Here is an 11,497-nt window from a genome sequence, read left to right as displayed (position 1 = left end):
GCGCGAACAGGAATCCGCGCCAGGCCTCGTCCTCGAGCTCGCTCAACCGCTCGGTCGCCATGCGGCGAACATTACCGTCCCGCCGCACCCCGACCAAGCCGCGAAGCCTGACTGCACAGGCAGCGCCAGAGGACGAATCTTTGCCTGCGCAGCAATATTTACCGGCAAGCGCCCGGCACCGGCCTGCGGCGACGGACCGGGGTGCAGGCCGTCGTCTTCGCCTGGTCCGGTCGGCCCGGCTGACGCCGGGTTCGACCTGAGGGTGACGCGGGGAACGCCCGAGCAGCCCGGGGAGGCGGTCGCGAAAAATCGCCCGAGGCTCGTGCCAGGGCGAATGCGAGGCGGCCGAAAAAAGTCGCCGTGAAGGCCGAACTCGGGCCGTCGCCTGCGTGGTGGACGGAAGCGTACGTCTCAGGTCGTACGCGGGCCGCCGGGTTGGCCGGAGAGTTGATCCCAAGCATGGACGCGGGGGCGATGGCGCGGGGAGCGCGGATTCCTAGCGTTGACCGCAGTTGTCCAGCCCATGAAGGAGCCCGATGAACAGCCCCTACTCCGACCCGTCCGGCAGCTCCCGCCTCACCGTCCCGTTCCATGGTCAGGCCGTGAACGCGCCTCAGGGCGGCAGGCCGCCCGCGGGCGCGCAGGACGGTGTCGCCCCGCCGGATCCGCAGCAGTACGGCGGCGCGCAGCAGCCGGGCTCGGTGGCCCCGGCCGTCATGGCCGACGGGGTGTCCAAGGTGTACGGCGCCGGTGACGCGGCGGTGCACGCGCTGCGCGGGGTGAGCGTGGGGTTCGCGCGCGGCGCGTTCACCGCCATCATGGGGCCGTCGGGGTCGGGGAAGTCGACGCTGATGCACTGCCTGGCCGGGCTCGACACCGTCAGCGAGGGCCGGGTGAGGCTGGGCGACGCCGACATCACCGGGATGAGCGACAAGCAGCTGACGATGCTGCGCCGCGACCGGGTGGGGTTCGTCTTCCAGGCGTTCAACCTGCTGCCGACGCTCACCGCCGAGCAGAACATCCGGCTCCCGCTGGAGCTGGCGGGCCGCAAGGCCGACGCCGGCTGGTTCGACCACGTCATCGACGTGGTCGGGCTGCGGGACCGGCTCGGGCACCGGCCGAGCGAGCTGTCCGGCGGCCAGCAGCAGCGGGTGGCGTGCGCGCGGGCGCTGGTCGCCCGCCCGGAGGTGATCTTCGCCGACGAGCCGACCGGCAACCTGGACTCGCGCGCCGGCGCGGAGGTGCTCGGCTTCCTGCGCGCCTCGGTCCGCGAGATGGGCCAGACGATCGTGATGGTCACGCACGACCCGGTCGCGGCCTCGTACGCCGACCGGGTGGTGTTCCTGCGGGACGGGCGGACCGTCAGCGAGATCCTGCGGCCGACGCCGGACACCGTGCTCGACCGGCTCAAGAGCCTGGGGGGCTGAGCCGTGCTGAAGACGACGCTGCGGGGCCTGCTGGCCCACAAGGTGCGGCTGCTGCTCACCGCCGTCGCGATCACGCTGGGCGTGGGGTTCATCGCGGGCACGTTCGTGCTGACCGACACGATGAACCAGGGCGTGCAGAAGACGTTCGCCCAGTCCGCCGGCAAGGTGGACGTCGCCGTCCTGCCCAAGGACGCGGGCGACGACGAGGCCCGCATCCCGGCGGGCCTGCTGGCGCGGGTCCGCGGCCTGCCCGGCGTCACCGACGCGCAGGGGCAGGTCAGAGGCAGCGCGGCCCTGATCGGCAAGGACGGCAAGGCCGTCGGCGACACCCCGACCCTGGGCCTGTCGGTCCCGAAGGGGCGGCTGCTGCGGCACGAGGTCGAGAAGGGTCGCGTGCCGGGCGGCGGCTCGGAGATGGTCCTCGACACGCGGATCGCCCGGAAGGAGAAGTTCAAGGTCGGCGACCAGGCGACGGTGCTGGACGCGCGGGACGCGCCGCACCGGTTCACCGTGGTCGGCCTGGTCGACTTCGGCCTGGACGGGGAGACGTCGTACCGGGGCGCGGTCGGCTTCGACCCGGCCACGGCGATGCGGATGACCGGCGAGAAGACGTTCGCGGAGATCGACGTCCTCGGTGGGAGCGAGGCGGCGGTGGCCGCCGCGGCCGGCGGCAAGTACGAGGTCCTCACGGGCAAGGCGCTCGGGCACCGGCTGGCCGCGCAGGCCGGAGCCGACACCGACGTCGTGCAGGCCGGGCTGCTGATCTTCGGACTGGTCGCGATGCTGGTCTCCGCCCTGGTCATCTACAACACGTTCTCCATCCTGATCGCGCAGCGGATGCGCGAGATGGCGCTGCTGCGCTGCGTCGGCGCGACCCGCCGGCAGGTGTTCGGCGGCGTGGTCGCCGAGTCGTTCGCGGTCGGCGTGGCCGGGTCGCTGCTCGGCCTGCTCTTCGGGCTCGGGGTCGGCGCCGGCGCCCTGGCGCTGTTCGGCGCGCTCGGGACGGACATGCCGGCGGACGGCATCGTCCTCGCGCCGCGCACGGTGGTGGTCGGGATGGCCGTCGGCGTCGTCGTCACCGTCATGTCGGCGCTGCTGCCCGCCCGCGTCGCGACCAGGGTGGCGCCGGTCACCGCGCTGCGGACCGACACCGAACCCGGCAGCGGGCGGTTCCGGCTCGGCTGGGTCCGGATCGCGCTCGCCGTGGTGCTCGCCGGCATCGGCGCCCTGGCCGGCTCCGTGGGCCTCTTCGGACAGAAGGGCGAGACCGCGATGTACGCGGTGGCCGCCGCCGGCGCGCTCATCTTCCTCGCGGTGATCGCGGTCATGCCGGCGCTGATCCGGCCGCTGAGCAGGCTCGCCGGGGCGATCCCGGCCCGGCTCGGCGGAGTGCCCGGACGGCTCGCGGTGGAGAACGCGCGCCGCGCACCGCGCCGGACCGCGACCACGACGATCGCGCTGACCATCGGCATCGGGCTGATGAGCCTGTTCGCGGTGGTCGGCGCCGGCGCGAAGGCGACCACGGACGGGCGGCTGGCCGCACAGTTCCCGGTGGACTTCCAGATACAGAACCAGTTCGGCGGGAAGGACGGCGTGCAGTACGTCCCGCGCGCCGTCGCGGACCGGCTGCAGGGCCGTCCGGAGATCGGCGCGGTGATCCAGGAGCACGAGGCCGACGCCTCGATCGGCGCCGGGCAGGGCACCGACACCACGGTCATGTCGCTGCGCGGCGGGTCGCTGGGCAGCCTGTTCCGCCCCGATTTCCAGAGCGGCTCGATGGCGGCCCTCAAGCCGGGCGGCGCCATCGTGGACGCCGACAGCGCCAAGGCCTTCGGCCTGTCCCAGGGGCAGTCCGTCCAGGTCAGGCCCGCCAAGGGCACGCCGGTCACGGTGCGGATCGGCGGCGTCTACGACGCGGCCCAGATCCCGGTGAGCGGGCTGATCCTGGCGAGCGCCGACTTCGACCGCCACTTCACCGCGCGCGCCCCCTCGACGATCTACGTCAAGGCCGGCGGCAAGGCGGGCGCGGCGGCGGCGCGCAAGGTCGTCGACGACGCCGCCCGCCCGTACCCGACGGTGAAGGTGATCTCCTCCGCCGAGATCAAGGAGCAGTTCGTCGACAGCATCGACACGGTCCTGATGATCTTCGCCGGGCTCCTCGGGCTCGCGATCGTCATCGCGCTGTTCGGCATCGCCAACACCCTCACGCTGTCGGTGGTCGAGCGGACCCGCGAGTCGGCGCTGCTGCGCGCCCTCGGCCTCACCCGCCGCCAGCTGCGCCGCATGCTGTCGATCGAGGCGCTGGTCATGTCCGTGATCGGCGCGTTCACCGGGGTCGTGCTCGGGGTGGCGTTCGGCTGGGCGGCCACCCGCTCGATGACCGACAGCGCGGTGTTCTCGGTGCCGTACCTGCAGATCGCCGGCTTCATCGTGCTGGCCGGCGCCGCCGGGATGCTCGCCGCCGTCCTGCCGGCCCGCCGCGCCGCGAAGACGTCCATCGTCGAGTCCATCGCGGCCGACTGAACGCGCGCGGCCGGCCGCCTTCGCGGTGGACGCACCCCCGGGACCCGTACCGCACGGGCCGCCGGGGGTTCGCCGTTCACGTCCCGCTCAGTTTCGTCCCGGTCAGGCGCGGGCCTCTTCGTGTATCGGGATCCTGGCGCGCACCGTGAAGCCGCCACCCGGCCGCGGCCCGGCCTCGACGTCGCCGCCGTACACCGCGACGCGCTCCCGCATGCCCACCAGCCCGTGCCCGCGCCCGTCGCTGATCGCCGCGGCGCCCCGCCCGTCGTCGCTGACCTCGATCTCCACCGCATCGTCGAAGTAGTGCAACCCGACCTTCGCGGTGACCTTGGCGCCGCCGTGCTTGAGGGTGTTGGTCAGCGCCTCCTGCACGATGCGGAACACCGTCAGCTGCCGCCCCTCCGACATCTCCACCGGCACGCCGTCGATCTCCAGCGAGACCGGCAGCCCGGACGAGCGAAGCTGGCCCACCAGCTCCGACAGCTGCGCCACCCCCGGCTGCGGCGCGTACGACCCGCCGGTATCGCTCTCGCGCAGCACCCCCAGCATCCGCCGCATCTCGGCCAGCGCCTGCCGTCCGGTCGAGGAGATCGTCTCCATCGCCCGCTTGGCCCGCCCCGGGTCGCTCTCGATCGCAAAGGACGCGCCGTCGGACTGCACCACGATCACGCTCACGTTGTGCGCCACGACATCGTGCAGTTCCCGGGCGATGCGGGCGCGCTCACCGGCCATCGCCATCTGCACCTCGGTGTCGCGCTCGCGCTCCAGCCGCGCCGCGCGCTCCTCCAGCGACGCCAGATACGCCCGCCTCGTGCGCATGTAGAGCCCGAGCAGCCAGACTCCGGCGACGCACACCGAGACCATCCACCAGCTCGCGAGCTGGTCACGGAACCCCGAGGCGTACCGGAACGCCAGTATCCCGGCCCCCATCTCCGTCACGAGCCCGGCCGCGATCCCCCACCACAGCGAGGACCCCGCGGCCAGGGTGTACATGCACATCAAGATCCCCAGGTCCGGCGCCATCGGGACCTGGTTCACCACCACCTGCAGGAGCGCGACCAGCGCCACCGCGGCGTACGCCGTGCGCGGCCGAGTCCGCCGCAACACCAGCGGCGCCAGGAGCCCGATGGCGAGGAACCAGGCGACCAGCGAGTCGGGCGGCTCACTGATCGGCTCCAGCACCGTCATCAGGAGCACCGGCACCGCGAAGACGGCGTCGACGAGCCACGTCCTGCGCCGGTACCGGTCCCAAACCTGTCGGATCACCCGCTCAGACTAGATCGCCCCACCCCGGGCGACCCCCCAGTGCCACCGATTGGCCGCCCGCGTGACCGCGCTCAGGACAGGGGGTCGTGGTTCGTCCAGGCGACCTTGTACGGGTGCCGGGACTGCCAGCGGTCGATGACCTCGTGCAGGGCGGGTGCGCTGAAGCCCTTCGCCAGCGCGTCGAGGTCGGCGACGGCGATCCGCACGATCGCCGTCCCGATCAGTGCCGGCACGGCCTCCTCGCCGGGAACGGGGATGTGCCGCCGGGTCGCGACCGACTGCGCGAGGCCGGTCTCCAGCATGACCCGTTCGATGTCTGCGAGGTATTGATCGAGCTCGGTGTCGGGTAGCGGTTCGTCGAAGGAGACGATCATCGTGTGTTCGATCATATGGCGATTCTCGGCGGTGGGCGCCGCCGGTGTCCAAGATCTGTTCGGTCTCGGGCAATAACCTGGAGGCATGGCCGAGCTGGAAACCCGCGAGCTCGAGTACTTCATCGCGGTCGCCGACGAACTGCACTTCGGGCGGGCCGCCGTCCGGCTCTCGATCGCCCAGCCGGCGCTGTCGAAGGCGATCCGGCGGATCGAGCACCGGCTCGGCGTCCCGCTGTTCATCCGCTCCAGCCGGCACGTCGAGCTCACGCCGGCCGGGAAGGCGCTGCAGGAGCACGGGCGGCATGCGCTCAACGCGGTCGGCGCCGCCGTCCGGAGCGCCCGGCGCGCCGCCGATCCCGAGGCTCGCCTGCGGCTCGTGATCAAGCCCGGCGGCGACGCCGGCCTGCTGTCCGGAATCCTCGCCGAGTACGCCCGGCGACCGGACGCCCGCCGGGTGGACCTCCTGTTCAGCGGCCCCGCCGACCGCACCGACTTCCTGCGCGACGGCCGGGCCGACGCCGGCCTGCTCTACGCGCCGTTCGACGACCTCGACGGCCTGGACCACGAGACGCTGCACACCGAGGACCGGGTGGTCATCGTCCCGTCCGGGCACCGCCTGGCCGGGGGCGCTCCGGTGCGCATGGCCGATCTGGAGGGCGAGACGCTGCCGGCCTGGAAAGGCGTCCCCGGGGGCGACGGCACCGGACCGGAAGTGGCCGACGCGGTCCAGCTGCTCCACCTGGTCACCGTGGGACGGATGATCGGCGTGCTTCCCCGCTCGCTGGTCGAACCCGTCCCGCCCGGTGTGGTCTGCGTCCCGGTGAGCGACGCGCCGCCCAGCCGCCTCGTGCTCGCCTGGAACGAGCGGGACCGCCGTCCGCTGGTCGCGTCGTTCGTGGCCGCCGCACTCAGGGCGATACCGCCAGGGAACCCGATAGGTCCTCAACGCACCTGAAGCCGCGCCGGCCGTCGACCTCGATGCCATCGCCCGTTACTACACCACCGTGGTGCAGGGCCTCTCCGTCCAGGCCCGCGACGGCGCGACCCGCGCTGAACTGGAAGCCGTCATCACCTGCGCGATGGCCGCCTGGGAGACCCTGACGTCCGCACCGTCGCGCAGCGGCGCCTGAGGCGAGATTGGCCTGCACCGGCCGGTCCGGCTGACGGAGCCCAATTTCGCAGGGGCCGCTGCCATGATCGAACAGGCCATGCCGCCGGCCTTCCCGGAGAGAACCATGCTCGAGGTGACGCCCACCGACGTCGAGTGGGTCGAAACGCTCGGTGAGGTCTTCTGCCTCACGTTCGTCAAAGAACTCGACGAGGCCGAGGCCCTGTCGCGCTTCGGCGGCCTCCCGGACACGCTGCGCCCCCGCACCTTGCAGGAGGCGGGGGACGGTTACCACTCCTACGAGGCCGGCTACCCGGAGTTCGTGTTCGTGCTGGACCTCGGCACGTGGACGGTGCTGATCGAACCCGACGGATTCCAAGGCTCGCTCACCGAACCGCTCACGGCATTGTCCCGGGGCACCGAGGCCGTCTCGGTGGAGCGCCACGAGTACGCCGACCACGGCTTCTGCTACGCCGTCGACGGCACGCTGGTCACCGCGTTCGAGCCCACCTGGCCCCAGGACCGCTGGGGCGAAGAACCCGACCGGCTGCTCGGCAAGATGCGCGCGGCGGGCCTCGACCCCGACGCCGACCCGGAAGACCACGACCCCCTGTCGCCCCCTTACATCCCGGCCCTCCTTTTGGCGGGCCTGCTCACCGGCGTCCTCCCGCACCCAGACGCCCTGGCCGGGCAGGTCCTGTCCGCCGAGATCGAACCCTGGTTCAGCATCGCCCCGCCCTCGCTCGCGGACGGCCCCACCGATCCCGAAATGACCGCCGCCCTCCAGGCCGCCCCGCCGCACCTGCTCCGCGAGGTCGCCACGCGGGAGACGACGCGCCTGGCCACGGTCCTCGGGGTCGACACCACTCCCGGCCTCGCCGAGGCGATCGCCGCCGCCGGGCGCGGCGAGCCGGTCACGGTGTCCCCCGCCTCCGAACTCGGCGCGCACGTCCGCTCCTGGCTGACCCGCTCGCGCCAGGCAGGGCGATCACTCAACGATTCGCCCGCCCGGTCCAGGATGAGCGACGACGAGCGGACCGCCGCACACCTGCGGGTCTGGTTCGCGAACGCGTTGAAGGGCGCGTTGCGGCCCGATCCGCATGCCGCCGCCCGCGCCGCGCTCCACCCGCTCACGCAGGGCCCTCCGCTCCTGCGCGACCCCGCCCAGGAGACCGCCATCCTGCAAACACTCCGCGACGACCAGCCATAACGCAGCCGTCGCGCGTTCTTTGAGCTGCGGATTGTCGGATCGGCGGGGGCGTCGTTCGTCTCTGGGGTGACCGGGAAGGAGCAGTACCGTGAAGTACGTGTTGATGTTCGTCGAGACCGAGCAGTTCGCGCGCGACCTGGAGGCCATGGGCGAGAGCGAGCGGCAGGCGGCGTTCGAGCAGGTCGGGCGGTGGTTCGCCGAGAACGCCGCCCATATCGTCCACCACGCCCACCTGGAACCCGCCGAGACCGCGACGACGGTGCGGCTCGAGGGCGGCGGTGCGCTCGTGACGGACGGGCCGTTCGTGGAGGGCAAGGAGGTCGTCTCCGGCTACGCCGAGATAGAGGTCGACGATCTGGACCAGGCCATCGCCATCGCCCGCGCCTGGCCGGCCTGCCCCGTCGTCGAGATCCGGCCCATCACCTGATCGCCGTGGCCGATCCCGGCTCCGACGTGCACGGCGAGCTGGCCCGCGTGGTGCGCGAGCACGCGGGCCGGCTCACGGCCTGCCTGGTGCGGGTCCTGGGCGACTTCGCCGCCGCCGAGGACGTCGTCGCCGACGCCGTCGAGACCGCGCTGCGCCGCTGGCCCGCCGAGGGCGTCCCCGACCATCCCGACGCCTGGCTGCTGACCGTCGCCCGCCGCCGCGGCATCGACGTGCTGCGCCGCCAGGCCGTCTACCGCGACAAGCTCGCCGAGCTGCGGTGGCCGCCGCAGCCCGATCCCCAGGACCGGCTGAAGCTGGTCTTCACCTGCTGCCATCCGGCGCTGCCCCGGCAGGCCCAGATCGCCCTCACCCTGCGGACGGTCTGCGGGCTGACCACCGCCCAGATCGCCGCCGCGCTCGTGGTCGGCGAGTCCGCGGTCGTCCAGCGCATCACCCGCGCCAAACGCAAGATCGCCGCGGCGGGCATCCCCTACCGCGTGCCGAGCGACGCCGAACTGCCCGACCGGCTCGGCCAGGTGCTGACCGTGGTGTACCTGCTGTTCAACGAGGGCTACCTGAGCAGCGCGGGCGACCGCCCCCGGGCCGCGCACCTGGCGGACGACGCCGAATGGCTCGCGGCCCAGCTCGCCTGGCTCATGCCCAAGCAGCCCGAGGTCCTCGGCCTGCTCGCCCTCATCCGCCTGCACCAGGCCCGCGCCGCCGCCCGCTTCACCCCGGCCGGCGAGCTGGTCCCGCTCCGCGACCAGGACCGCGCCCGCTGGGACCACGCCGCCATCGGCGAGGCCATCGGTCTCCTGGAACGCGCCGCCACCGCCAAGCGCCCCGGCCCCTACCAGGTGCAGGCCGCCATCGTGGCCTGCCATGCCGAAGCCCCCACCTGGGACGACACCGACTGGCCGCAGATCGTGGTGCTCTACGACATCCTCATCGCGCTCGCCCCGTCCCCGGTCCACCGCCTGCACCGCGCCATCGCCGTCCACCACGCCCCGGCGCCGCGCGGCGGCCCGGCCAACGCGCTGGCCGCCCTCGACGACCTGTCTCCGGCCGATCGGCGCACCCTGGAGCGCTACTCCCTCTACCACGCCACCCGCGCCGAACTGCTGCGCGCCCTCGGACGCGCCGAGGACGCCCGCGCCGCCGACCGGCGCGCCTTGGAGCTGACCGCCAACCCCGCCCAGCAGACCCTGCTCCAGCACCGGCTCGACCGCCCCCTCACCTGACCGGGGTTACCTCCGCGGCGGGACGGGTAGTCGCGCAGCGTGGTCCCCTTCATGACCGGCGGTGGCGCGGCGGGGCATCGCGGCGTCCCGCATACCGCCGACCTGCGCATCGAGGCGTGGGCCCCGACGCGGGAGCGGTGCATCGCCGAGGCCGTGGCCGGGCTCGTGGAGTCGTTCGCCGACACCGCCGGTGTGCGGCCGTCGCGCAGCATCTCGGTGACCGTGCCGCCGGGGCCGGACGCCGATGCGCTCGTGGCCGTCCTGGACGAGGTGATCTACCGTCTCGAAGTGGACGGGGACCTGGTCCTCGGCGCCGAGATCACCCGCGCGCCGGACGCGGGCCTCGTCGCCGAACTCGCGGCCGGTGACGCCGTGCGTGCGACCGCGGTGGGCGCGGTGCCCAAGGCGGTGTCGCTGCACGACCTGCGCTTCGAGCGGGGCGAGGACGGCTGGTCCTGCGCGGTGACGATCGACGTTTGACTGCTCAGGCGCGCCGGGGTCATCCCTTGACGACGCCGATGGGGAGGAGCCGGGCGACCTTGCGGCACAGGCCCGCGCCTTCGCTGGCCTCGATGACGGCGGACACGTCCTTGTAGGCGTCCGGAGCCTCCTCGGCCAGCCCGCGCCAGGACGACGCCCGCACCGCGATCCCCTGCCGCTCCATCGTCGCGCGCAACTGCCTGCCGTCGACCCCGCGGGCGGCCTGGTGGCGGCTCTGCACCCGTCCCGCGCCGTGGCAGGTGGAGGCGAACGCGGGCCCGCCCGGCATGCCGGCCAGGACGTAAGACGAGGTGCCCATCGTCCCGGGGATCAGCACCGGCTGCCCGGCGTCGCGCAGGTCGGGCGGGAGGTCGGGGTGTCCGGGCGGCAGCGCGCGGGTGGCGCCCTTGCGGTGCACGCACAGCCTCCGCCGCTCGCCGTCCACCTGGTGCTCTTCGAGCTTGGCCAGGTTGTGGGAGACGTCGTAGACGAGGTCGAGCCGGGCCCCGGCGACCCTCCGGAAGACCTGCCGGGCCGCCTGGGCGAGCAGCTGCCGGTTGGCGCGGCCGTAGTTGGCCGCCGCGGCCATCGCCCCGAGGTAGGCGCGGCCCTCGGCGGAGTCGACCGGCGCGCAGGCCAGCTGCCGGTCGGGCACCCGGATCCCGTACCGCGCCATCTGCCGCTCCATCGCCCGGACGTGGTCGGTGCAGATCTGGTGCCCGAGCCCCCGCGAACCGCAGTGGATCATGACGCAGACCTGGCCGGCCCGCAGCCCGAACGCCTCCGCCGCCTCCGGGTCGTAGACCTCGCCGACCCGCTGCACCTCCAGGAAATGGTTGCCCGACCCGAGGCTCCCCACCTGCTGCGCGCCGCGCTCGATCGCCCGCCGGCCGACCTGGCCCGGGTCGGCGTCGGCGACCGCTCCCGCGTCCTCGCAGCGCAGCAGGTCCCGCTCGTCCCCGTAGCCCTGCTCGACGGCGTACCGCGACCCGCCGGTGAGGATGCCGGCCAGCTCGCCGCGTCCGGGCAGCCGCCAGACCGCGCCCTTGCCCATGCCGCGCGGGATCACCGGGTCCAGCCCGTCCATCAGCTTCTCGAGGACGGGCTCCAGATCGGACGCGTCGATGTCCGCCGCCATCAGCCGGACACCGCAGGAGATGTCGAACCCCACGCCGCCGGGCGAGACCACCCCGCCCTGCGCGGGGTCGGTGGCGGCGACACCGCCGATGGCGAAGCCGTATCCCCAGTGGATGTCCGGCATCGCGTACGAGGCGTCCACCACTCCCGGCAGTTCGGCCACGTTGGCGACCTGGCCGATGGCGTTGCCGGCCGTCGTCAGCAGCTCCGGCGAGGCGAACAGCACTCCCGGGACGCGCATGGCCCCCGTCGGCTCGATCCTGAACCGGTACGGCCCTTCCTGCGCGACGTCCATAACGCCGGG

The 11,497-nt window shown here is 73.3% G+C and carries 11 protein-coding genes; 8 read left to right on the top strand and 3 right to left on the bottom strand.

Features of this window, described 5'->3' with window-relative positions; all coding sequences use genetic code 11:
- The first annotated feature begins 716 nt into the window (after positions 1-716).
- Together ACA514_RS41335 and ACA514_RS41330 are read left to right on the top strand one after the other, a co-directional pair.
- Positions 717-1,427: an ABC transporter ATP-binding protein gene (locus tag ACA514_RS41335; RefSeq protein WP_375046812.1), complete on the top strand. Its 711-nt coding sequence runs from the start codon at positions 717-719 to the stop codon at positions 1,425-1,427.
- Positions 1,428-1,430: 3 nt separating this feature from the next.
- Positions 1,431-3,950 (top strand): ABC transporter permease, encoded by a 2,520-nt coding sequence (locus ACA514_RS41330; protein ID WP_375046808.1) that lies wholly within the window; start codon positions 1,431-1,433, stop codon positions 3,948-3,950.
- Positions 3,951-4,052: 102 nt separating this feature from the next.
- On the opposite strand, the gene ACA514_RS41325 is transcribed toward ACA514_RS41330, so the two are convergent.
- Positions 4,053-5,216, bottom strand: a complete 1,164-nt coding sequence (locus ACA514_RS41325) for a sensor histidine kinase (protein WP_375046806.1) — start codon at positions 5,214-5,216, stop codon at positions 4,053-4,055.
- A gap of 71 nt (positions 5,217-5,287) precedes the next feature.
- On the bottom strand, positions 5,288-5,605 hold the full coding sequence (locus tag ACA514_RS41320; RefSeq protein WP_375046804.1) for a hypothetical protein: 318 nt from the start codon (positions 5,603-5,605) through the stop codon (positions 5,288-5,290).
- Between the two features lie 70 nt (positions 5,606-5,675).
- Here ACA514_RS41320 and ACA514_RS41315 point away from each other — a divergent pair, with 70 nt between their 5' ends.
- From ACA514_RS41315 to ACA514_RS41290, 6 genes are all read left to right on the top strand, one after another.
- Positions 5,676-6,545: a LysR family transcriptional regulator gene (locus ACA514_RS41315; RefSeq protein ID WP_375046802.1), complete on the top strand. Its 870-nt coding sequence runs from the start codon at positions 5,676-5,678 to the stop codon at positions 6,543-6,545.
- Positions 6,546-6,594: 49 nt separating this feature from the next.
- Entirely contained in the window at positions 6,595-6,720 is a 126-nt protein-coding gene (locus ACA514_RS41310; RefSeq protein ID WP_375046800.1) for a hypothetical protein, read from the top strand.
- 105 nt (positions 6,721-6,825) lie between these two features.
- The gene (locus ACA514_RS41305) at positions 6,826-7,908 is read left to right on the top strand and encodes a DUF6461 domain-containing protein (protein WP_375046798.1); all 1,083 of its coding nucleotides are present in this window, start codon (positions 6,826-6,828) and stop codon (positions 7,906-7,908) included.
- Between the two features lie 88 nt (positions 7,909-7,996).
- Entirely contained in the window at positions 7,997-8,335 is a 339-nt protein-coding gene (locus ACA514_RS41300) for a YciI family protein (RefSeq protein WP_375046796.1), read from the top strand.
- Between the two features lie 5 nt (positions 8,336-8,340).
- On the top strand, positions 8,341-9,576 hold the full coding sequence (locus tag ACA514_RS41295) for an RNA polymerase sigma factor (protein ID WP_375046794.1): 1,236 nt from the start codon (positions 8,341-8,343) through the stop codon (positions 9,574-9,576).
- A gap of 51 nt (positions 9,577-9,627) precedes the next feature.
- Positions 9,628-10,056: an archease gene (locus ACA514_RS41290; RefSeq protein WP_375046792.1), complete on the top strand. Its 429-nt coding sequence runs from the start codon at positions 9,628-9,630 to the stop codon at positions 10,054-10,056.
- A 19-nt stretch (positions 10,057-10,075) separates the two neighbouring features.
- Here the strand turns inward: ACA514_RS41290 and ACA514_RS41285 are convergent, their stop codons facing one another.
- Entirely contained in the window at positions 10,076-11,488 is a 1,413-nt protein-coding gene (locus tag ACA514_RS41285; RefSeq protein WP_375046790.1) for an RtcB family protein, read from the bottom strand.
- Between the last annotated feature and the right edge of the window lie 9 nt (positions 11,489-11,497).

This window comes from Actinomadura sp. NTSP31 (assembly GCF_041951385.1).
Taxonomy (GTDB): domain Bacteria; phylum Actinomycetota; class Actinomycetes; order Streptosporangiales; family Streptosporangiaceae; genus Spirillospora; species Spirillospora napierensis.
The sequence above is the reverse complement of the archived record's forward strand: the minus strand, read 5'-3'. Positions and strand labels throughout refer to the sequence as shown.

Excerpts from the sequence above, each read along its gene's own strand:
- ACA514_RS41335 (WP_375046812.1), top strand. The coding sequence starts at position 717 with ATGGCCGACGGGGTGTCCAAGGTGTACGGCGCCGGTGACGCGGCGGTG.
- ACA514_RS41320 (WP_375046804.1), bottom strand. The coding sequence starts at position 5,605 with ATGATCGAACACACGATGATCGTCTCCTTCGACGAACCGCTACCCGAC.
- ACA514_RS41315 (WP_375046802.1), top strand. The coding sequence starts at position 5,676 with ATGGCCGAGCTGGAAACCCGCGAGCTCGAGTACTTCATCGCGGTCGCC.
- ACA514_RS41305 (WP_375046798.1), top strand. The coding sequence starts at position 6,826 with ATGCTCGAGGTGACGCCCACCGACGTCGAGTGGGTCGAAACGCTCGGT.
- ACA514_RS41290 (WP_375046792.1), top strand. The coding sequence starts at position 9,628 with ATGACCGGCGGTGGCGCGGCGGGGCATCGCGGCGTCCCGCATACCGCC.
- ACA514_RS41285 (WP_375046790.1), bottom strand. The coding sequence starts at position 11,488 with ATGGACGTCGCGCAGGAAGGGCCGTACCGGTTCAGGATCGAGCCGACG.